We start from the raw sequence: 21,181 nt of genomic DNA, 5'->3' as shown, positions 1-21,181 counted from the left end.
ATAGTAATTAACAATTTCATACAAAATGAAATGGGCAATGATAAGGACAAGAGATGCGATTAACCATTTTTAGAGAGGGAGGCCTTGGCTGCAAGCTTCCTAATGTCGTAATCCCATCTTACTACCTTGGAGCCGTGCTTGGAAACTTGCACCGTTTTTTGCGGCGTTACTGCAAATTCAATGAGCCACTAGCTTATAAACTAGTGGGAATTTGGGTGGAACCACGGGTAAACAACACATACTCGTCCCTTAGTAGGGACGGATATGTGTTTTTTTTATCTACACAATTATGCCAAGGTGTAATTGATTTTATTATTAAAAAGGAGTAGAGAACATGTCAAATCAACGTATTCACATTCAATTTCCAGATGGCCAACAACAAGCATTTACAAAAGGTGTGACACTAACCGATATTGCACAAGCGACTCGTCCAGAGCTTCGCAAAAAGGCAGTCGCAGGGAGTGCTAATGGAACCATCATTGATTTGACGCGCCCGATTATGGAAGATGCACAAATTACATTGTACGATGCAAGCTCCAAGGAAGGGATCGAGGTCATTCGCCATTCTACGGCCCATTTATTCGCTCAGGCAATTAAACGACTTTACCCACATGCACAATTTGGGGTAGGACCAGTCATTGAAAATGGCTTTTATTATGATATAGATATTGCCGATACACTGACACCGAGTGATTTGCAGCAAATTGAAAAGAAAATGAAACAAATTGTTCAGGAAAATATACCGGTTCATAGACGCGAGGTTTCTCGTGAAGAAGCGAAGCGATTATTCGCCCATGATGCGTTAAAGCTCGAACTGTTGGAGGCAATTCCTGCAGATGAGCTAGTTACGATTTATGAGCAGGGAGAGTTTTATGATTTATGTCGTGGTCCACATGTCCCGTCTACAGGCAAATTACAGCATTTTAAATTAATGCATGTGTCAGGCGCTTACTGGCGAGGCGATAGCAATAATCAAATGCTTCAGCGTATTTATGGCGTTGCCTTTGCTACAAAAGAGGAACTGCGCGATCATTTTATCTTCTTGGAGGAAGCAGAAAAACGGAATCATCGTAAGCTAGGAAAAGAGCTATCGTTATTTATGTTTTCAGAGGAAGCACCTGGCATGCCCTTCTATTTAGCCAATGGTCAAATTTTACGCAATGAACTAGAATCGTATTTGCGACATTTACAAGCAAAATATGATTATAGGGAAGTACGAACACCGCTGATGATGAACCAACGCTTATGGGAGCAGTCAGGTCACTGGGATCATTATAAGGACAATATGTATTTTACACAGGTAGATGACCAAAGCTTTGCCTTAAAGCCGATGAACTGTCCTGGGCATATGCTGATTTTCAAAAATGCCTTACATTCCTATCGAGATTTACCAATACGTATGGCAGAATTTGGGCAAGTGCACCGACATGAGTTTAGTGGTGCCTTGAATGGTCTGTTACGTGTACGAACTTTTTGTCAGGATGATGCCCATATTTTTGCCACACCGCAGCAAATTGAGGATGAAATTGCACTGGCCTTAAAGATTATAGATGAAGTGTACAACGTCTTTGGATTTGCGTATACGATTGAATTATCGACACGACCAGATGATTATATGGGTGATTTGGCACTGTGGGATCAAGCAGAAGCAGCACTTGAAAATGTCCTAAACAATTTAGGCATTGCCTATACAATTAATGCAGGGGACGGGGCTTTCTATGGACCGAAAATTGACATCCATATTAAAGATGTGATTCAGCGCAGTCACCAATGCGCAACGGTTCAGCTTGATTTCCAGCTACCAGAGAAATTTGATTTAACGTATATTAATGAGCACAATGAAAGGGTGAGACCTGTTGTCATCCATCGTGCAGTGTTTGGCTCAATTGATCGCTTCTTAGGTATTTTAATCGAGCATTTTGGCGGAGCATTTCCAACTTGGCTGGCACCACAGCAAGTCCAAGTGATTGGGGTAGCAGAGGCACATCAAGGCTATGCCAAGCAAGTTGTTGAAGCTTTACAACAGGCAGAAATCCGTGTGCAATTAGATGATCGCCAAGAAAAGCTCGGCAAAAAGATACGAGAAGCCCAATTGCAAAAAATACCATATATTGTGGTTATCGGTGATCGTGAGGTTGCCAACCAAACTGTAGCTGTTCGCAGACATGGTCAGCAAAATTCCACTGATAAGTCACTACAGCAATTAATAGTAGAAATCACAGCAGCCATTCAACAAAAAAGTTTAGCTTAATTCAAGTAAAGAAAGCTTGCGATGCATGTTCGTCATTCATCGCAAGCTTTTTAATTGTTAAGAAATTTTTACTTCTATTTTTTTGAAATGACTACTAGAATCTACATGGTGTGCATACAATGAATTAAAGGTGCTTGGAACTTTCTTGAAAATGCGAATGTCCCAGTATTACTTCTTGTGTTTCAGCGTCGATGACAAGAAATTTGCGATAGGATTCATCGGTATTGTGCTGAAAGGATGCTAAAAAATAAACTTGTCGATTGGGATGAATAAAAGTATGTTGAGAGAGGTCTATTGTTTCCTGTTTACCATCTGTTTGTAAATAAAAACGTTTTGTCGCATTTGCTACATCTTTAAAAGCCATCTTTTGACGAATATTCAATGAAGCATTGGTATATTCCTCATAAATCGCACGATTAAGCTGCTGATAAAATTTGTCCTCATCACGAAACGATTGAAATTGGTTGTTTGGATATTGATATAGTGTATTTATTTCAGTTGGTGTGCAAAGTGTGGGTGTTGTATGGTCTACTGAATGTTGAGGTGGCATTAATATTTTGGAAACAACCATAAAAGTTAAGATGAATACGTGCATCATTCAACCTCCAAATGTTTTCTTATCAAAAACATCGCCTACTTTTTCATTCTCTATACATTCTGAGAAATGGCTAGGTGAATGCATGTATCATCCCCGATAAAACCAGCCAATAAAACATGGCCTGGCTTTATCATATCTATACTTTCTTCTATTATATGCCTCGTTATGATTAGGAAGCTTGTGCTTGTTTTAAATATCTATTAAGTAAGACATCCAATTCTTGACTGTAATCTACTACAATAGGGTGGGTGAAACCAAGATCCTTTGCTTTTTTATACATAATTCTTCGTTTGATCTCAATTTCCGCCTTCAAGAATTGTTTAAGTAATAAGTTAACCAAGATATTTTCCTCCTAATTTTTTATCCATATTCTTGAAATAAATTTTTATGACCTCGATTCAACTTTTTCATTGTATATCACTTATATTAAAAAAAATGTCATATTGTGTATCGTTTCTCAAATTCGTAATTTAGTCATAGATAAGGTACTTCATCCTATTTAGATTGATTGAAATTTTTTATATATTATAGATAAAAATTACTGTATAATTCCCCTTTTATAGAATTTAATACATGACTTAAAACCCTATTCATGCGATGGATAGGGTTATTCACATTCTTTGTTTTAGAAAATATTAAGGGGAAAACAGAGCGATATTAAGTCTTTTATACTAAGAAAAAAGTTGTGATTAGAGATTGAATTTTCCGATAATTAAGCGCGGAATTCATATCTTGTCACATTTTAGCAAATTCCCTTTTTTGTTGTTTAGAAATGGGGACATTTCATTGTCTATGGTGAAATGTTGAGAATTTTTGAAATTAATGGAATAATGGGTAAGAGAAGAGGTGATGAAGCGAATTTATCTTTGGAAAAAAGAGAGACCTATTAAGCTTTCTTAAAGGCCGGTAAGATTCGTCTTTTACAAACCTCTTCAAATAGAGGAAATACTGCTCATTATGTTTGATTTAGTGGAGGAACCTCATGATTTGCAATGACTGATAGCCATGAAGCATTTCCCCACAAAAGAATTGTTTAAGCAATACTTAACGGATTCAATTACGTATTTTCTTATAGATTTTATGATCGAATAGCTATTAATGAATCGAGCACCCCTGATTTACAGGTCGTTCAACTGGAAATTTCCATTGGGAGTCAGCGCTACAGCAAAACATACACGCTGCAATAGCAAGAGGGAATTTGGTAGATTCATTTAGTTAATATTAAAGAGGAGAAACAGATGACTGAAATTTATTTTGTTAGACACGCACATGCTCATTATTCAGAGGATGAATATCATCGTCCACTATCTGCTCAGGGACAATGGGATGCAGAGCGTGTCACAAATCTTTTGAAGCATTATCGAATCGATGCCGTTTATGCTAGTCCCTATCGAAGAGCCATTCAAACAGTGGAGGGGATTGCACAGGCGCGTCATTTACCCATCCAAACGATAGATGCTTTAAAAGAAAGACAACTTGCTACTGGGAAGCTGGAGGATTTTCATGCAGCAGTGCAACGGGTGTGGCAGGAGCCAAGCTTTGCATGGGCAGGTGGAGAGTCCAATCAACAGGCGATGGCTCGTGCCATTCCAAGTTTGCAGCGCATCCTTCTTACTCATCAAGAGGAGTCTGTCGTTATCGGTACACATGGTAATATCATGGCATTGATGATGCAATATTTTGATGCCCAGTACGATTATGCATTTTGGCAAACGTTAAGTATGCCAGATATCTATCGATTAGCCTTTCAAGGTCTATCCTTACAGGAAGTAACACGCGTGTGGCAAGAGGACTGAACAAAAAAAGAGATACTACAGCGATCATAGTATCTCTGTTGTGCTATTTAGTTAGTTCCTCTCCCATTCCGAGCGTAAGAGGCCAAATAAAACTACGTCATGGAATGTACCGAAGCGGAAGATTTCTTGGCGTAAAATGCCTTCTTTTGTGAAGCCACATTTTTCATAGGAGCGAATAGCTGCTGGATTAAAGCTGAAAACCTGAAGCTTGATTTTCTGAATAGCTATATATTGGAAGATAAAATCAATAAGCGTTTTCATTGCATCCGTGCCATAGCCCTTGCCGTGCCACTCTTTCCCAATTGAAATGCCCACTGAGCAAGTGCTATTTTGCCAATTCACTGCATAAACGCCACAGGAGCCTATTAACTGATGTGACGCTTTTTCATAGATACCGAAAAAGTATTCCTCCTTCTTTCCGCTGATACTGTTAAAGAAAGCGGTGTGATCCTCTACAGTTTGTGGAAAGGGAATCTCATCATTAGCAAGTAGTAAAGAGGTGAATTCGCTTTCGATTGCTATAAAAGCCTCTAGGTCAGCAGCAGTCATTTGCTGTAAAGTGATCGATTGCCCTGTTAAAAATGTTGTCAAATAGTTTTCCATTATTATATTCTCCCTTGTATAAGGGCTGCAAGTAGCGTTACAACCCTACGATTGTTGGTAATATTTTCACGTCTACTGCATCTTTCACACTCATAAACCCACCCCTTTTTTGTGCATACTTCCATAGTAGCATGAGGGACTAAGAGAATGGAAGAAATTATGCTAAAATATGTCATAGTTAAAGAGAGAGAGGGATTAAGATGCGCACAACATATTTTGCGAATTTATTACAATACTTACCACAAGAAGAGCAGCAACAATTACAACAGGCTTTTGGTGCTTCAGAGGCACAAATTCAGGCCTTGTTAGAAGTATTTCCGAACTGCCCACAAGTTTTGGTGGAGCTATTACAGGATGTCAATGGTACATATTATTGTCAGCATGGGCAAGAAACGATCTGTGTTCTAGTGCTAGGCTCTGATTTAGGGGATTATCCATATTATTTAAAGTCGGTGGAGCAAATCGTGAAAGATTATCATGACAAACGTGAAACAATTTATGAGCGCTATCAGGAATTTTTAGCGTATGTGGAAGTAGATGAAAAGATTAATATGCATGTCCCGTTAAATGAACGGCTCTGCTTTGCAGATTGTATGAATAATGGGGGAACATCAAGCCTATATATTGATTTTACGCCAAATGAAGCGGGACAAGTTGGCCAGGTGGTTCGTTATGTACATGATCCTGATAGCTTTGAGGTGATTGCAGCTTCGTTTGAGGATTATTTACAGCAACTTATAGAGGGAGACTATGAATTCACCGCTATTTACGAGGAGGAATTCGAGTGACTATGCAGCTCATGTTCTATGAGGACAAAGCACAAAATTTAGTAGAACAATACACGCTAACTAAAGAGCAGCTACGCTATACAAAGTCTCCAAAAGAAAGCATTGCACTTGCTAAGCAGGATAATAGTCGGCATGCCATTTTAGCAATGGACAGTAACAAGCTAGTCACGTTCTTTGTCTTACATGAAAAAGAAGGGGTGATGCCTTACTCCTCCAATGAACAGGCGCTATTAATCCGTTCCTTTTCCACTGATTTTTATGAGCAGGGCAAAGGCTATGCCAAGACAGCACTCCAATTATTGCCTGACTTTGTTCGCAAGCATTTCCCATACATCAATGAGCTGGTGCTTGGGGTCAATGTACCAAATAGAGCTGCTCAAGAACTTTATAAGCGATGTGGCTTTGTCGATGAAGGCATACAGGCAATGGGACTTCGAGATGAGCTAAAGGTGATGAGCTATTATATGAAGGAGGCTGAAAATTGAGCCACAATGTAATTGAAGCAAGAATGGAGCATTTACAGGCGCTTTGTACAATCGATCAAGAAGTGATTGGAGATTCATCCAGAGTGGAAGAAATTCAGCAAGCTATTAAAGAGAAACGCTGTTTGCTATACCAATCCACCGATACCGTTGGGGGGTTTTTGTTATTTAGCAATGACTTTTTTGGCTATAGCTTTATTTCCTTAGTCATTGTCAAGCCATCCGAGCGCAGACAGGGGATCGCTTCTGCCTTAATGATCGCTTATATCCAAATGGCTAAAACAGCAAAGGTTTTCTCCTCTACAAATCAGTCCAATAGGCGTATGCACCAGCTTTTTCATAACCTAGGCTTTGTCAAAAGCGGTTTTATCGACAATTTGGATGAGGGAGACCCAGAAATTATTTATATGAAACAAGCCTCACCACAAACATAGGGTGAGGCTTTCGTTTATTTTTTCGCTTTGATGAATAAAAAGGATGGCCTGCGTAGCTCCTTTTCAATAGAAGGAAGCTGTTGAATGGCTGCTGTGCTTGGAATTGGTTCTACAATACTATCAATCGTTAATCCATGAGCAATCAATGTATTGACCAGCGTCGCTATGGTGCGATGATATTTAACAACACCATCCACCAACCATGTTTGCTCACGCAAGCCTTCTTCCTGATAATGATCCACAGCGTAATGTAGACGTTGAAGATTGTCGTCATATACCCAATTATCATCCGTTGTATGACGAGCTGTAGCAATAGGATGCTCCACCGAGAAAATAAATACACCGTTAGGACGGAGCATGTGAGCAATTTGACCAATGACCGCATCGAAATCTTTGACATAATGAAGAGATAGGGAGCTGGTTATACAATCAAAGCTAGCCGAAGGAGCTTCATAATCCTCTATTGCCTGTAGCTGATAGTCAATTTGTGGGTGGGCATGCTCCTGTTTAGCGACGGACAGCATATTGCTCGAAACATCTAATGCGGTTACGTGCTTGGCTTGATGGTCGATACAATACTTGGCGAAATCCCCCATACCACAGCCAATATCGAGTACCTGTAAATTTGTCAAAGGTGGAAGTAAAGCCTTCATCGTGGGCTGCTCCAAAAGACGGTTATAATTAGTTGCTTTTTGTCTCAATGTCTTGTAGTGATGAAAAAATATCGGATTATCATAAATATTTTGTTTCATTAAAAGCCTCCAGTTTATGAAACATAACGTTATGTCATTTGTGCGCATCATTATTGTCCCATGTAGATAGAAAAAGAAATAGACTTTTATTACAATTTTTTGTAAGATGTAGATAGAGGCATACCATTTTTTGATACAGTCGTTTTCCATTTAATGGGGTATTTTATCGTTCCCTCTACATAATGATTGAACCTACCAAGCACATCCTCATTTCTATGTCATAAAAATGTAACAATTCGAAAAAATAAATATATTTAAAGGGAAAACATGGCACTTCTCACACGCTATAACGTTCTTAGTATTTGGAAGCATATTCCGAAAAAGAGACGTTGGAGGGATTCTATTGAATCAAGAAAGTTTATTATCCATTAGTAGCAATGCCTTATTTATTGCCTTTATTCTACTACTCATTGCTATTGTGCCATTAGGGCTAGCAGTCAAATCAAAGAGAAAAACATTCGGTAAGCTAGGCCTATTGCTCACTTATATAGCCTTTGCCCTACAGCTCGTGTACTTTGTTGTCAGATGGGTGGCGGTTGACCATGCGCCTGTCAGTAATATGTATGAATTTATGACGTTCTTTGGCATCATGCTTACAGGAAGTTACTTAATTATCCATTTCTTATATAAGCAAATCGTGGTTGGCTTATTCACGATTCCTGTATCCTTAATCATCCTTGGTTATGGAAGCGTTTTTGCGAAGGAAGTATCGCCGCTTGTTCCATCATTACAAAGTCACTGGTTAACGATTCATGTCATGACTGTGGCCTTTTCTAGTGCCATTTTATCTGTATCCTTTGCTACAGGTTTAATTTATTTATTAAGAACGCTGGATGTTTCCAAAAAATCTATCAGTACATATGGGCTTGAGTTTGTATTGTATTGTTTGGTGGTTGTCATTGGCTTTATCGGCGTATCTACTTTTTTCAGCCTTGCCACAGAAGAGGTGCAGGTACAATTCGATAATGCACAGGGACAGCAGGAAAAAGCTACTTACTCCATGATGCCCCTGATTGTAAGTAAAGGAGCCGTCACCGAAAAGGGCGAAGCAATCGGTGGTGTCGAAATCACAAATAAAATAGATGCCAAGAAATTAAACTCGATTGTCTGGGCATTTATCGTGGGGACTATTTTATATGGTGTCATTCGATTCATCACAAGAAAATCAGTGAGTGCCTTATTAAAGCCATGGACAAGCCGCGTACAGCCACAATTAATGGATGAAATTTCCTATCGGGCTGTTGTTATCGGCTTCCCATTATTTGCATTAGGTGGCCTGCTATTCGCCATGATTTGGGCGCAAATTGCCTGGAGTCGCTATTGGGGCTGGGACCCGAAAGAGGTGTGGGCATTAATTACCTTTTTATTCTACGCTGCCTTCCTCCATTTCCGCCTATCCAAAGGCTGGGAAGGGGAAAAAACAGCCTGGTTGGCCATTATCGGCTTCGGCATTATTGTGTTTAACCAAGTATTTGTCAATCTAGTCATTGCCGGCTTACACTCCTATGCCTAGCTAAAAGGGGGGATTCGTGACTCCAAAGTGATCCTGAGTGAGAAGGAGCCCGCTCCAAAGTGAGAGGAAAACGCTCAAACTAGTCAGGTGACCGCTCCAAAGTGAGGAGAAAGCGCTCAACCCAGCAAGGAAGCAGCTCCAAAATAACTGAAAAGTGCTCAAACTGATGAGTGAATCGCTCCAACGAGTGAGAGAACCTCTTAGCTTTGGCCATCCTTTTCTTCTTATTAAAATATTCAACCGAAAAAAGCATTACGAAATGCATTGAGCACTTCGTAATGCTTTTTATTAATTATTTTTTGCGAAATAGTCTAGAGTTGCTTGACCTAAAACGTTGGCGGCAATTCGTAATGAGCGCTCGTCGATATCAAATTTCGGGTGATGGTGTGGATAGACTTCCTCCCAATCAGGATTTTTTGCCCCTGTGAAGAAAAACGCACCGGGGATTTCCTCTAAGAAATAGGCAAAGTCCTCACCGCCCATATTCGGATCAACTATTTCAACCGTCTCAACATCTGCAATTTTCTCTGCGGACGCCATTATATGCTCAGTCTCTGCTTCATGGTTTACAACAGGCGGATAGCCTCGCACATACTCATACTCGTAATCGGCTTTTGTTAAATAACAAGTTGCCTTTAGAAGCTCTTCGATTTCATGCTCTAACAAACTACGCTCCTCCTCGTGAAAAGTGCGCACCGTACCCTTCATGTACACTTGATCAGCAATGACGTTGAAAGGATTTAATGCCTCAATATGCCCAATTGATACTACTGCTGGACGTAATGGGTTGATGCGACGTGCCACAAGCTGCTGTAAATTTGTAATAAACTGAGCTGCAAGGACAATGGAATCCTTGGTGTCACTTGGGTTTGAACCGTGGCCACCCTTGCCTTTTATCGTTATATAGATACCATCTGCTGCAGCCATTAATGGTCCTTTAGCTGTTTGCACTTTACCAAGATCAGTTGGTGCCCATAAATGTGTCCCAAAAATAACATCTACACCTTCTAAGCAGCCATCTCTAATCATCGAAATAGCTCCACCTGGCGCAAGCTCCTCAGCATGTTGATGAATAAAGACGATTGTTCCTTCTAAATCATTCTTTATTTGGTTAAACGCCTTCGCTAAGATTAATAGGGAAGCTGTGTGTCCATCATGGCCACAAGCATGCATACGCCCTTTAATTTTTGATTGGAAAGGTAAGCCAGTTTCTTCCGTAATGGCTAAAGCATCAAAGTCTGCACGCAACGCAACTGTTTTCCCTGGTTTCCCACCAATTAGCTTTGCCACAACTCCATTGCCACCTACACCTTCACGAACCTCATGACCTAACGCGCGATGAAAGGCAGCAATGGTTTTTGGTGTTTCTACTTCCTCAAAGGAAAGCTCAGGATTTTCATGAAAATGACGACGAAGCTGTATTGTCTCTTCTTCATAATGTTTTAATAAATCTGCTAACTGTTGTTGTAAAGTTGTCATTCACTAACACTCCTTATTTTAAGTAAATATAATCTCCAGGACCAAGCGGTAAACCGAATAGGAACCAAATGGCGAAGAGGATAATCCAACCGATTGCGAAAAACACCGAGAACGGCAATAAAGAAGATATAAGCGTACCAATTCCGATATTTTTATCATAGCGCTTTGCAAATGATAGTAAAATCGCGAAATACGGTAACATAGGGGTAATTGGATTTGTAATCGAATCACCTACACGATAGGCCATTTGTGTAACCGCTGGGGAATAGCCTAAGTATAAGAACATTGGTACGAAAATTGGTGCAAGTAAAGCCCATTTTGCAGAAGCACTGGCGATTAATAAGTTGACAAAGGCACAAATTAAAACAAAACCTATCATCATTGGTAAACCTGTAAAATTTAATGCCTGTAAAAGCTCTGCACCTTTAATGGCTAAAATAGAACCAATATTGCTCCAATTGAAAAAGGCAATCATTTGTGAAGCGGCAAATGCTAATACTATAAACGGTGCCATATCTGCAATGGATTTAAAGATTTTCTCTGCAACTTCCTTATCGTTTTTAACCTCCTTCGCTGCAATCCCATAGGCAAGGCCAGGTAATAGGAAGAAGAATAACATGATAGGGACAATACCTGCCATGAAAGGTGAGTTTAAAAAGCCACCTGTTGCAGGATCACGTAAAAGACCGTTTGATGGTATGACTGTAAAAGCAATGACTAAAATATAAACTAGCGTTACAATTCCAGCCCATTTTAAACCTCTCTTTTCTAAAGCTGTCAATGGCTCCAGCTTTTCAATTTCACCATGGAACGAACCAAAGCGAGGCTCTGTAAACTTCTTTGCAACCCACGTACCAATAATGACTAATAAAAACGTCGAAGCAATTAAGAAATAGTAGTTCATCGTTGCGCGACCAGCGTACGCTGGATCTGCTATTTGTGCTGCTGATTCTGTAATCCCCAATAATAATACATCTAGAGAGCTAATTAATATGTTCGCACTGAAGCCCCCCGCTACAGCCGCATATGTAATAATTAAGCCTGCTAATGGATTTCGACCAATACTCATAAAAATCATGGCAGCAATTGGTGGTAAAATGATAAATGCCGCGTCAGCAGCTAAGTTACCAACTAAACCTGTAAAAATGATAAAAGGTACAATTAATTTTGTAGGTGCTGACATCACAATTTTCTTCATGACAGCTGAAATTAAACCTGTTTGCTCAGCTAAACCAATACCAATCATTGTCACGATTACTAGCCCTAATGGAGCGAAGCCTGTAAATGTTGAAACCATCTGCGTTAATATTAAGATAAGCCCTTCTTGACTTAGCAGATTTTTTACTTGAATGACATCTTCGGTCCCAGGTTGAACTGCTGAAATACCGAGCATGGATAAAACCCATGATAAAACTAGTACTACACCTGCTAGAATAATAAATAACGTGATCGGGTCTGGTAGTTTATTACCTGCACGCTCGATTTTATCTAACATGTTATCAATCCAAGATTTTTTCTTAATTGTTTGTGAATTCCCTTGCATAAATTTCATCTCCTTTTATACTTTATTAGACTTAACCTTTAAAAATCCAATGTCTTTATTTTAAGACGCTGAAAATCTATGTCCTTTATACAAAGAAACCATATTTTCTGACTATTTTCAATATTTATTTTTTATTAAGGAGCTATATGTATGTATAAAATTAATGTTTTTACCGCTAAACGCTCACTTTCATGGGTTCAACAGCTTGAAAAAATTAAACCCTCTTTTTGTGAATTTCATTACTATGCTTATACTGATTTTGAACATTTGAAGGAGCTTTTAGAAAAGTATTTAGAAGGGGGAGATGGAGCACTTTTTAGCGGGCAAATTCCATATTTCTATGCACAAAAACATTTTCAAGAAGCAACGGTACCCATGCATTATTTTGATATTTCAGAGCGTGATTTTTACCGTACCGTTACGGAGCTTTTTTATGAAAAAAAGATTGCTATGAATCGCATTGCCATCGACTTTTGCTATGAAGAAAACGGCTATTTGGGCATTCATGAATGGTCGATTGGAAAAAAACCTTATCTTTTTAGCCAAACGATGAGCGAGTACGCAAGTAACGATATTGTCGATAAAGCTGCTGAATGGCACATACAATTGCATAAGGAAAACAAGGTTGATTTGAGCTTTACCCGCATTGCAGAAATACGTGAGCGCTTAGCAGATCAAAATATACCATTTATTGCTTTTTACCCGTCTCCATATGCCATGCAATTAACATTAGATCATTTTCTCAATCAACTGCAAATTCGACAGCTTAACCAAAATAAAGTAGTGGTAGTGCATATTTTAATTCCGATTGATAAATCGAATATAGAAGACCTAGAATATCGGCAAATTGCCCTATATAAAACGATATTAGATTTCAAACAACTGTATGCTAGCTCATTTATCGTCCATCGTGAGGCATCCTTTATTGCAATTATCACGACGTATAAGCAATTTTTAAGTACAACGAATCGTTATTCACATTGTCATTTAGTTGATTTTTTAAATGAGAAGCTATCGTTTCCTGTCAGAATAGGGTGGGGAATTGGTGACTCTCTAATTGAAAGTCAGGAGTTTGCTAAAAAAGCCGCAACCCTCTGCTCTTCAAAGGAAACACAGGGATACATTATTGAAAATTCACGAGAAATCGGGCCTTTATTATATGGAACGATGCTACAGTTTGACGATGAAAAACAACAGCATTTAAAAAATTTAAGTACGACATATGATATTCCCTTATTACAATTACAAAAAATAGAAGCGATGCTGGAAAAACTAACGACAACGATCGTCAGTGGGGAACTCCTCAGCACACATCTCGGCATTACTGTACGCTCTGCAAACCGCATTTTAAAGCAGCTCCATGAAAAAAATTTAGCACACGAATTACCAAGCAACACGTCCACCACGCGTGGACGCCCAAAAAAGTATTATCAAATTCATTTATATTAGTCAGGATGGAATGGATCATACGGAGGGGCTACCTGCGCAAGTTGATAGGATCATCGTAAAGGTATAACGAGGGAGTAACTCGGATTTATAAATCCTGAAAAGGAAAAAGAGACATCCATTTAAGAATGTCTCTTTTTATATGCACGTCTATGTTAAGTGAAGATTATAGTTTCACTACATTCGTTGCTTGAGGTCCGCGGCTGCCTTCTTCTACGCCGAATTCAACTTTTTGGCCCTCTTCTAAAGTTTTGAAGCCATCAGATTGGATAGCTGAGAAATGTACGAATACATCATTGCCACCTTCAACTGCGATGAAGCCAAAACCTTTTTCTGCGTTAAACCATTTTACTGTACCTTGTGTCATGTAAACACCCTCCCAAAAAAATTCAACAATCAATTGCTTCTATCACATATAAAAAACATATTCAAAAGCTCGTATTACTTTTGAATACGTGTTTTTAATCATCGCAATGAAGTAATGTAATTATTACCCTTATTATAGTACAGAATTGTTTGTATATCCAGTAAATTCCGTTTCTAGTAAGGAAAAATTTACATTTGTAATCTAATAGTAAAGAAACGCTATTTCCTCATTATTTAATCCATGCTTTTTCCTTAGCAACGATGACAGCCTCTGCCCGCGACTCTACATTCAGCTTGACGAATAGCTTGGATAAATAGTTCTCCACCGTACGCTGGGTGACACCTATTGCAGAGGCGATGGCTTTATTTGTACAGCCTTGGGCAACGAGCTGTAGTATTTCCTGTTCCTTATCGCTCAGTAGAACCTCCTGCTGCACATTCGGCAGGTTCGTGCGTTGCTGAACAAAGTCTAAGAAATCGGCTGCAAGTAAAATCTCACCTCTTATGGCTGCTTGAATGGTTTGAATCACTTGCTCCTTTGTCGCCAGCTTTGATAATAGACCGTCAATTTTTTTCTCAATCAATAGCTCATAATAATCGGAAAGTTCGTAGCCTGTGTAAAGTATAATCAAAGCATCAGCTTGTTTTTTCTTAATCATCTCTGATAATTGAATACCGTTGATTGGCTTCATATTGATATCAATGAGAAACAACTGAAAGGTATCTGTATCCATTCTTGATAAAACGGCTGCGCTATCCTGTTCTGTTTCGATTTGAACATTGGCTAAATCTTGCAACAATGTTTTCGTACCATCTAAAACGACAGGATGGTCATCTATAATAAGTATGTTCATCATATGAATCCCCGTCCTCTTGTATTTGTATAAAAATATGCATGCCCTCGTTAAGGCTCGATTGAATCGTAATGTCACCATTAAAAGCACGGACACGTTCACGAATGCCATTAATGCCCATTGATGCAGAGGACTGTATTAAATCGTCAATGTCGCAGCCTATACCATTATCATCGTATCGAAGGATAAAGCCTTGAGGAATCACTTGTAATTGAAGCGAAACCTCTGTTGCTTCGGCATGCTTGATTGCATTATTTAACAGCTCTTGAACGAGACGATAGACTACGAGATGCAGGGTGACATCCTGAAATTCTACACGATCAATTTGTGCGCTTAATAAAAAATTAGCCCTTATTTTTACCTTTTGAATGAGTTTTTTTAATGCCATTTGTAAACCAAAGGTATCCAATAGTGGGGGACTTAAGTTCTCGCAATATTCTCGTAAGTCCTTCGTTGCATTTAATAGCTGCTCGCGTATAGCTAGCACGGTCTCCTTTTGAATAGTAGGGGAGCCAGCTAGGACATCAAGCTCTCTGGCTAAATGAAGCTGCTCCTGCAAAATGGTGTCATGTAATTCCTGTGCTAAAATACTCTTTTCCTTCTCAATAATATTCCATAGCAATTTATCGAGCCAAGGAAGCGGTGTATCACTGGTATTTTTCATATGCTGAATTTCTCGCACTAAATCCTCAATTTGCTGTAAGTTATTGATAAACATCGACACATACAGTGCAAGCAATTCTAACCAAAGTAGCTCTTCCTTTTGCAGAGCATGGCGTATTTCTAACATAATCTTTTCCTCACCAGCATCATGTAACAATAATTGCGGATAGTAGCTTACTTGCTGTGGAGAATCGTCTGTTATTGTACAGATATGAAACGCTGTTGTTCCAAGCTTCTCGGTGATTTCATATTTAAAACGATCCAATAATTCTTGTTGGTTTTTTGCTTTGCCCATGCGCTGAACGGCTGCATATAAATTATGTACATAATTTCCAGTAGAAGAGAAGATAATTTTCCGATACTTAAAATCAATGCGTTCTTTTATATAAAAGCTCGCAATGATCACCATAAAGACAAGTAAAAAAATACTTGTGACATGCACGATGGATAGCTCCCCCATAAATAACAGGGCAATCCCTGCTGTCAACAGAAGCGCACTGAAAAAGGCTAGCGTTGAATAATAGCGTAATCGTGATAATTGGTATTCAATATCGAATAATCGTTCGTTCACCTGAATGAACAGAAAAGAGAACGGAATAAATAATAAAAACAATGCGGCGATTTCAGCGTGTAATATCGGCTTATGTCCTAATATTTCAGGTGTAACGAAGAATAATAAAAAGGGTAAAAACGGCATGATAAAGGCAAGCGCAATTAAACGAATTTTGGCCAATTTTGTACGTAAGTAACTCGTTACTAAAATAAAAATTGCATAGAGCACTAGGACAGCAAATAAGCTCAAGTTCAAGATAGGTATTATCTCACGTAATGTTGGCACCACTTCCTCCAGTAAAATGATAAGTATTAAAAAGTACAGCCATTTGCTGTGAGGATAGGTCCACTTGATTTGCAGGTATTTGAAAAAGTGTTGTAAAAAGTGAATAAAGAGAACCATGCATAAAATAATACAGCTACTAATGACAAACATCCCAATCATATTTCCTCTAGCTGATGCGCCAGTACTGATATAGGCAGTCGAACAAGTTAATAAAAATAGGATCAATAAAAACGTTGAAAGATTATTTTGATTGCGTCGCCAAACATAAAGTGCGACTCCAAAAGCTAGGAAAAAATAAAAGATGGGGAACAAAATTTGCAGATATAATTCTTCTGGTATGTCCCGATGTTTGACAGCAATGGTTTGAATACTCTTATCAGCCTTTTGGATCGTTATTGCATTGGCGCTTCTAACGATCATTTGCTGTTGAACGTAGCGATTCTCCATGGCAGGCTGCCCATCGATAGCCACAATAATATCCCCTTTTTCAATATTTTTTTGCTCTGCCCATAGAGGGTAATAGCTATCCACAAAAACAGGCTGACCGTTTGTTGTATCGAGAGTGAGACTAACAAAGGGTGTTTTGATAGTAATACCTAACACATAAATACCGAGTATTAGGTATGTAAGAAAAATACAATATGTCCATTTTTTCATTGTAAAACCTCGAATTTACTTATGATCATAATCTCCTATATATTATCGCTAATTATTGATAAATTTGGAATACCGAAATAACGAGTTTCGGAAAACCACTATTGTTTTTTCGGAATAACGAAATAGTTTTTTCGGACATGGCTATGATAGGGTAAATTTAATCATTAGTGACGAATAGGGGGACTTCTGCGTGAAAAAAGGCATTTTAACACTTTTACTTTTTTTTCTCATCGCTATGATCACCATTCCATTGACCACGAAGGCCAAAACGGTGAATCAGGATAAAGTCGAGGTAGAAATTGGTCTCATAGGCAGTGATCATCATTTCGTCTATAAGATTCCGAAGCACTTACATAAGGATATGCCCTATACAGAAATGAAAAACGGCATTCAAGCTTCCTTAGCTAATCATTGGAAAATTGGAGAGAGTCGTTATGAGGCCAATAAATCCGATGTTGCCTATACCTTTTATATTCAGGATTTATTTCAAGAAAAGCAGGATGGTCAGCTAAAAGTAGCCATACCCTATCGTCATCTAGTAGGGATGTTTGGCGAGCAAGATCCTATTCAATTGCGTATTTTAGCAAGTAAATTATCCAAGTGGACTGTCAATACAAAGGATTGGACAGCGCTTGGCTTTATGGAGCCCTTTACTTTTTTAAGTGAACGTGAATATGTCTATGAGGGAGCAGTCCAAGAGTTATTAAACCAAAGAGTAGGCCATTTTGATGGCACCATTCAAAAAAGTCAGTTGCTTGTATACAGTGTCATTTATTTTTGCTTTATGGCCATCCAACTGCTTGCTTGTCTTATTTTATCCAGACGGTTAAAAAGGAAAATCATTGAAAATCCAGACAATATGCATCAGTTTCGTAAACTCAATTACCTGTATCAATTGGTGCCGATCTTGATTATTGTCGCACAAATCGTGTTCCTTGTTTTATCGGGTCTAATTACAGCATTTGGATTATACTTTAGTCCTGGCATTGATTTATTAGTGATCGTTGGACCTGTTTTATTAAATATCATCTTGCTGCCCACTTTTTTCGTCACAACAGAGAGTGAAATTTCAAGGGAGCTCAACAATAATTCGTTGTGAAATGGTATAATGATCAACAGCAAACTTGAAGGAGCTGTTGAAGAAAAATGTCGCATCCAGAATTCGCGTACTTAAATTTACTACAACATATATTAGAAAATGGCACAAAGAAAGAGGATCGAACGGGGACAGGTACATATAGTGTCTTTGGGTATCAAATGCGTTTTGATTTAAGCAAAGGTTTTCCTCTTCTAACGACAAAGCGTGTGCCCTTTAAGCTTGTAGCAAGTGAATTATTATGGTTCATTAAAGGGGATACCAATATCCGTTACCTATTGCAGCATAACAACCACATCTGGGATGAATGGGCATTTAAAAAATGGGTGGAATCTGATGAGTATACAGGCCCTGATATGACAGATTTTGGTCGACGCTGTTTAGTAGACGAGTCATTTAATGCAATGTATCAAAAGGAGCTTGCCTCATTTTGTGAACGTGTCTTAACAGATGATGACTTTGCACAGCAATATGGAGATCTCGGAAATGTCTATGGCAAACAATGGCGCCATTGGACAACCTCTGATGGCGATAGCCTTGATCAGCTACAGGATGTTATTCATCAAATTAAGCATCAACCTGATTCACGCCGTATTATTGTCAATGCATGGAATCCTGAGGATGTTATTAATGCGGGCGCAAAAGGTAGTAAAGCTGCATTACCACCGTGCCATGTGATGTTTCAATTTTATGTAGCAGATGGTAAATTAAGCTGCCAGTTAATGCAAAGAAGCCTTGATACATTATTAGGCTGTCCATTCAATATTGCGTCTTACGCCTTATTAACACATTTGATCGCACATGAGTGTGGCCTAGAGGTTGGCGAATTTATTCATAGCATTGGAGATGCGCATATTTATGCGAATCATGTGGAGCAAGTGAAAGAACAGCTATCACGTGAGCCAAGAAACCTACCAACATTGCACATCAATCCCAATAAAGCATCCATCTTTGATATAGAGCTTGAGGATTTATCGATTGAAGGATATGATCCACATCCTGCGATTAAAGCACCGATTGCCGTATAATGCTAACAGCAGCCATTTTGGTTGCTGTTTTTTCAAACGAATAGCTAGGTCTAACTATTTGTTTTGTTAAATAGGTAAGTAGTTGGATGTCTGGATGAAAATAATTTTATTATAGTTATTATGGTATAATTAGCATTATTTGGTATAATAGGAATAGTTCATTATATTGTAGGGGTGATAGTTGTGAAAAATACAATGGTACTTCTAGTAGATGAATATGATCGACAGCAAAGTGAGCCAGAACAAAGCATGGGTTCTGTGCAACATGCATATTCTTGTAACAAGATCGAATTGTCGCAGCTCCAAATTCAAGAAATGATGCAAATCATTGAAGAGATTCGCTTGAAAGGTTATAAAGATACACTATAAATGTAAGCGCCCCCTAAGCTATAATGACTATGGAGGTGTTTTTTATGAACGTTATTTTTATCGATTCTTATTCTGGGGAAGAGCTGCTACATATGGTGTCACAAGATGTAGCAGGCATTTTGGCAGCAGCACAAGGAGAAAGTGTGACATTTCCTGTAGGTCACTTTAAATATGAATTTCATAATTTAGATTTTTATGAGGACAACGGTCAAATACGACAGGAATTAGTCATTTACGTAAAAAAAATATAAGCGATACATTAGCAACAGCATATCGGGAAACAATATATACAGGTGACAGTGCTTGACTTTTTTCTGCACCTGTAACTATAATAGTTACAACAGGTGGTGATACATATGGTGAACAGTCGATTTTCGGTGGCGATCCATATTCTTTCGCTCATTGCTACAACATCTGATAAAAGTCTCCTTTCGTCCGATTTTATAGCTGGAAGTGTGAATACCAATCCAGTAGTCGTAAGAAGAATGATTGGTGTGCTAAAAAAAGCAGGCTTACTTTCTTCTCATTCTGGCATGGCTGGCTATGAGCTATTAGTAGAGCCAAAGGATTTAACACTGTTAGCTATTTATCAGGCAATTGATGGGCCAGAACAGCTATTTGCCATTCATGATGAGCCAAATCCAGCGTGTGCAGTAGGTCAAAAAATCCAGCATACATTGGAGGGTGTCTATACATCTGTTTGGCTGGCAATAAAAGAGCAATTACAAGCACAGACGCTACAGGATGTGCTAGATCAGCTTCGTACTTAGACGAAGATGGTCTTCTTGTATCTAACCTGTAACTAAAGTAGTTACAACTAAACCTTAGGAGGAACAAATCATGAAAATGGCCGTAATTGGTGCAACAGGGAAAGCAGGACAAAAAATAGTAGAGGAAGCGGTACAACGTGGACATGAGGTCACAGCCATCGTTCGTTCAGCAGCAAAAGTGACAGCTACTATTCCAGTAATTGAAAAAGATGTGTTTGATGTGACGCAAGATGATGTAAAAGGCTTCGATGTCGTTGTCAATGCATTCGGTGCTCCAGCTGGACAAGAAGATTTACATGTCAAAGCTGGTCGTCATTTGATCTCAATTTTCCAAGGTATTCCTACAAAATTAGTGGTTGTAGGCGGAGCGGGTAGTCTATTTGTGGACCAAGAGAAAAAAGTGCGTGTGATGGATACACCAGATTTCCCAGCCATGTATTTAGCAACGGCGCAAAATCAAGGACAAAACCTCTTGGATTTACAACAATCATCCATTACTTGGACATTTATTAGTCCATCTGCATTTTTCGATCCAGAAGGACCACGTACAGGGCGCTATACAGCAGGAGTCGACCACTTACTAGTAAATGATGCGGGGGAAAGCTATGTCAGCTATGCCGATTACGCAGTGGCTGTCGTCGATGAATTAGAAAACCCACAGCACGTTAATAGCCGTTTCACAGTAACGTCGAATAAATAATATGCAACTGAGCGTTTCTATCAATTTCGCCTCGGCGTAATTGCGTCCAGATTTTTTCGAGCTTGCTCGAAAAGCTCCTCTGCAAAATCTGTGACATTCGCCGGAGGCTTTGGGGCAACACGAAGTTGGTCACACCGTCAATGCCACAGGACGTG

General features: G+C 38.9%; 22 protein-coding genes. 13 read left to right on the top strand and 9 right to left on the bottom strand.

All coding sequences use genetic code 11. From position 1 onward, the window contains the following. The first annotated feature begins 334 nt into the window (after nt 1-334). A complete protein-coding gene (thrS, locus tag RCJ95_RS16915; RefSeq protein WP_446722518.1) occupies nt 335-2,251 on the top strand; it encodes a threonine--tRNA ligase in 1,917 nt (638 codons plus the stop codon). Nucleotides 2,252-2,375: 124 nt separating this feature from the next. Here thrS and RCJ95_RS16910 read toward each other — a convergent pair whose 3' ends face one another. Then, entirely contained in the window at nt 2,376-2,846 is a 471-nt protein-coding gene (locus RCJ95_RS16910) for a hypothetical protein (protein WP_257522081.1), read from the bottom strand. A 172-nt stretch (nt 2,847-3,018) separates the two neighbouring features. After that, nucleotides 3,019-3,189 (bottom strand): aspartyl-phosphate phosphatase Spo0E family protein, encoded by a 171-nt coding sequence (locus tag RCJ95_RS16905; RefSeq protein ID WP_004230265.1) that lies wholly within the window; start codon nt 3,187-3,189, stop codon nt 3,019-3,021. Nucleotides 3,190-4,087: 898 nt separating this feature from the next. On the opposite strand from RCJ95_RS16905, the gene RCJ95_RS16900 reads away from it, so the two are divergent. Next, on the top strand, nt 4,088-4,645 hold the full coding sequence (locus RCJ95_RS16900) for a histidine phosphatase family protein (RefSeq protein WP_221682308.1): 558 nt from the start codon (nt 4,088-4,090) through the stop codon (nt 4,643-4,645). Between the two features lie 51 nt (nt 4,646-4,696). Here RCJ95_RS16900 and RCJ95_RS16895 read toward each other — a convergent pair whose 3' ends face one another. Next, nucleotides 4,697-5,248 carry a GNAT family N-acetyltransferase gene (locus tag RCJ95_RS16895; RefSeq protein ID WP_221682307.1) on the bottom strand — a complete coding sequence of 184 codons (552 nt, stop codon included), beginning with the start codon at nt 5,246-5,248 and terminating at the stop codon, nt 4,697-4,699. Nucleotides 5,249-5,448: 200 nt separating this feature from the next. Between RCJ95_RS16895 and RCJ95_RS16890 the strand changes: the two genes are divergently transcribed. From RCJ95_RS16890 to RCJ95_RS16880, 3 genes are read left to right on the top strand one after another with little or no spacing between them, the layout of a single operon-like run. Continuing rightward, nucleotides 5,449-6,036, top strand: a complete 588-nt coding sequence (locus tag RCJ95_RS16890; protein WP_221682306.1) for an SMI1/KNR4 family protein — start codon at nt 5,449-5,451, stop codon at nt 6,034-6,036. Nucleotides 6,037-6,038: 2 nt separating this feature from the next. Further along, the gene (locus tag RCJ95_RS16885; RefSeq protein ID WP_255601663.1) at nt 6,039-6,521 is read left to right on the top strand and encodes a GNAT family N-acetyltransferase; all 483 of its coding nucleotides are present in this window, start codon (nt 6,039-6,041) and stop codon (nt 6,519-6,521) included. Continuing rightward, a complete protein-coding gene (locus RCJ95_RS16880; protein WP_221682304.1) occupies nt 6,518-6,952 on the top strand; it encodes a GNAT family N-acetyltransferase in 435 nt (144 codons plus the stop codon). The genes RCJ95_RS16885 and RCJ95_RS16880 overlap by 4 nt, the downstream gene beginning before the upstream one ends. Nucleotides 6,953-6,966: 14 nt before the next feature. Here the strand turns inward: RCJ95_RS16880 and RCJ95_RS16875 are convergent, their stop codons facing one another. Next, a complete protein-coding gene (locus tag RCJ95_RS16875; RefSeq protein ID WP_221682303.1) occupies nt 6,967-7,704 on the bottom strand; it encodes a class I SAM-dependent methyltransferase in 738 nt (245 codons plus the stop codon). A 343-nt stretch (nt 7,705-8,047) separates the two neighbouring features. On the opposite strand from RCJ95_RS16875, the gene ccsB reads away from it, so the two are divergent. Beyond that, entirely contained in the window at nt 8,048-9,217 is a 1,170-nt protein-coding gene (gene ccsB / locus RCJ95_RS16870) for a c-type cytochrome biogenesis protein CcsB (RefSeq protein ID WP_112118749.1), read from the top strand. Nucleotides 9,218-9,505: 288 nt separating this feature from the next. On the opposite strand, the gene RCJ95_RS16865 is transcribed toward ccsB, so the two are convergent. Together RCJ95_RS16865 and RCJ95_RS16860 are read right to left on the bottom strand one after the other, a co-directional pair. Then, on the bottom strand, nt 9,506-10,696 hold the full coding sequence (locus RCJ95_RS16865; RefSeq protein ID WP_446722517.1) for an amidohydrolase: 1,191 nt from the start codon (nt 10,694-10,696) through the stop codon (nt 9,506-9,508). Nucleotides 10,697-10,709: 13 nt separating this feature from the next. Further along, nucleotides 10,710-12,239: an AbgT family transporter gene (locus tag RCJ95_RS16860; protein WP_221682301.1), complete on the bottom strand. Its 1,530-nt coding sequence runs from the start codon at nt 12,237-12,239 to the stop codon at nt 10,710-10,712. 150 nt (nt 12,240-12,389) lie between these two features. Here RCJ95_RS16860 and RCJ95_RS16855 point away from each other — a divergent pair, with 150 nt between their 5' ends. Further along, nucleotides 12,390-13,688: a hypothetical protein gene (locus RCJ95_RS16855; protein WP_263082469.1), complete on the top strand. Its 1,299-nt coding sequence runs from the start codon at nt 12,390-12,392 to the stop codon at nt 13,686-13,688. 163 nt (nt 13,689-13,851) lie between these two features. Here RCJ95_RS16855 and RCJ95_RS16850 read toward each other — a convergent pair whose 3' ends face one another. The 3 genes from RCJ95_RS16850 to RCJ95_RS16840 all read right to left on the bottom strand — a co-directional run bounded on the left by RCJ95_RS16850 (nt 13,852) and on the right by RCJ95_RS16840 (nt 17,063). Continuing rightward, entirely contained in the window at nt 13,852-14,052 is a 201-nt protein-coding gene (locus tag RCJ95_RS16850) for a cold-shock protein (RefSeq protein WP_004230248.1), read from the bottom strand. 229 nt (nt 14,053-14,281) lie between these two features. After that, the gene (locus tag RCJ95_RS16845; RefSeq protein WP_221682299.1) at nt 14,282-14,908 is read right to left on the bottom strand and encodes a response regulator transcription factor; all 627 of its coding nucleotides are present in this window, start codon (nt 14,906-14,908) and stop codon (nt 14,282-14,284) included. After that, nucleotides 14,883-17,063 (bottom strand): ATP-binding protein, encoded by a 2,181-nt coding sequence (locus RCJ95_RS16840; protein ID WP_369354182.1) that lies wholly within the window; start codon nt 17,061-17,063, stop codon nt 14,883-14,885. Before RCJ95_RS16840 ends, RCJ95_RS16845 begins: the two co-directional genes overlap by 26 nt. Before the next feature lie 190 nt (nt 17,064-17,253). Between RCJ95_RS16840 and RCJ95_RS16835 the strand changes: the two genes are divergently transcribed. From RCJ95_RS16835 to RCJ95_RS16810, 6 genes are all read left to right on the top strand, one after another. Further along, nucleotides 17,254-18,162, top strand: a complete 909-nt coding sequence (locus tag RCJ95_RS16835; RefSeq protein WP_446722516.1) for a hypothetical protein — start codon at nt 17,254-17,256, stop codon at nt 18,160-18,162. 47 nt (nt 18,163-18,209) lie between these two features. Continuing rightward, on the top strand, nt 18,210-19,187 hold the full coding sequence (locus tag RCJ95_RS16830) for a thymidylate synthase (protein WP_369354181.1): 978 nt from the start codon (nt 18,210-18,212) through the stop codon (nt 19,185-19,187). A gap of 183 nt (nt 19,188-19,370) precedes the next feature. Then, a complete protein-coding gene (locus tag RCJ95_RS16825; protein WP_446722515.1) occupies nt 19,371-19,556 on the top strand; it encodes a hypothetical protein in 186 nt (61 codons plus the stop codon). Between the two features lie 44 nt (nt 19,557-19,600). Continuing rightward, complete coding sequence (locus RCJ95_RS16820) at nt 19,601-19,807, top strand: hypothetical protein (RefSeq protein ID WP_036080672.1); 207 nt, start codon at nt 19,601-19,603, stop codon at nt 19,805-19,807. A gap of 105 nt (nt 19,808-19,912) precedes the next feature. After that, on the top strand, nt 19,913-20,326 hold the full coding sequence (locus RCJ95_RS16815) for an Rrf2 family transcriptional regulator (RefSeq protein WP_320940211.1): 414 nt from the start codon (nt 19,913-19,915) through the stop codon (nt 20,324-20,326). 70 nt (nt 20,327-20,396) lie between these two features. Continuing rightward, entirely contained in the window at nt 20,397-21,026 is a 630-nt protein-coding gene (locus RCJ95_RS16810) for an NAD(P)-dependent oxidoreductase (protein WP_320940210.1), read from the top strand. Nucleotides 21,027-21,181 lie beyond the last annotated feature (155 nt).

The sequence above is a fragment of the Lysinibacillus sp. BSL11 genome (genome assembly GCF_052928325.1).
This window is presented reverse-complemented; position numbering and strand designations above follow the sequence as displayed.

Bases quoted from the DNA above. Each gene is read 5' to 3' on its own strand.
- thrS (WP_446722518.1), top strand. From the start codon at position 335: ATGTCAAATCAACGTATTCACATTCAATTTCCAGATGGCCAACAACAA.
- RCJ95_RS16910 (WP_257522081.1), bottom strand. From the start codon at position 2,846: ATGCACGTATTCATCTTAACTTTTATGGTTGTTTCCAAAATATTAATG.
- RCJ95_RS16900 (WP_221682308.1), top strand. From the start codon at position 4,088: ATGACTGAAATTTATTTTGTTAGACACGCACATGCTCATTATTCAGAG.
- RCJ95_RS16895 (WP_221682307.1), bottom strand. From the start codon at position 5,248: ATGGAAAACTATTTGACAACATTTTTAACAGGGCAATCGATCACTTTA.
- RCJ95_RS16890 (WP_221682306.1), top strand. From the start codon at position 5,449: ATGCGCACAACATATTTTGCGAATTTATTACAATACTTACCACAAGAA.
- RCJ95_RS16885 (WP_255601663.1), top strand. From the start codon at position 6,039: ATGCAGCTCATGTTCTATGAGGACAAAGCACAAAATTTAGTAGAACAA.
- RCJ95_RS16875 (WP_221682303.1), bottom strand. From the start codon at position 7,704: ATGAAACAAAATATTTATGATAATCCGATATTTTTTCATCACTACAAG.
- RCJ95_RS16865 (WP_446722517.1), bottom strand. From the start codon at position 10,696: ATGACAACTTTACAACAACAGTTAGCAGATTTATTAAAACATTATGAA.
- RCJ95_RS16860 (WP_221682301.1), bottom strand. From the start codon at position 12,239: ATGCAAGGGAATTCACAAACAATTAAGAAAAAATCTTGGATTGATAAC.
- RCJ95_RS16855 (WP_263082469.1), top strand. From the start codon at position 12,390: ATGTATAAAATTAATGTTTTTACCGCTAAACGCTCACTTTCATGGGTT.
- RCJ95_RS16850 (WP_004230248.1), bottom strand. From the start codon at position 14,052: ATGACACAAGGTACAGTAAAATGGTTTAACGCAGAAAAAGGTTTTGGC.
- RCJ95_RS16845 (WP_221682299.1), bottom strand. From the start codon at position 14,908: ATGATGAACATACTTATTATAGATGACCATCCTGTCGTTTTAGATGGT.
- RCJ95_RS16840 (WP_369354182.1), bottom strand. From the start codon at position 17,063: ATGAAAAAATGGACATATTGTATTTTTCTTACATACCTAATACTCGGT.
- RCJ95_RS16830 (WP_369354181.1), top strand. From the start codon at position 18,210: ATGTCGCATCCAGAATTCGCGTACTTAAATTTACTACAACATATATTA.
- RCJ95_RS16820 (WP_036080672.1), top strand. From the start codon at position 19,601: ATGAACGTTATTTTTATCGATTCTTATTCTGGGGAAGAGCTGCTACAT.
- RCJ95_RS16815 (WP_320940211.1), top strand. From the start codon at position 19,913: ATGGTGAACAGTCGATTTTCGGTGGCGATCCATATTCTTTCGCTCATT.
- RCJ95_RS16810 (WP_320940210.1), top strand. From the start codon at position 20,397: ATGAAAATGGCCGTAATTGGTGCAACAGGGAAAGCAGGACAAAAAATA.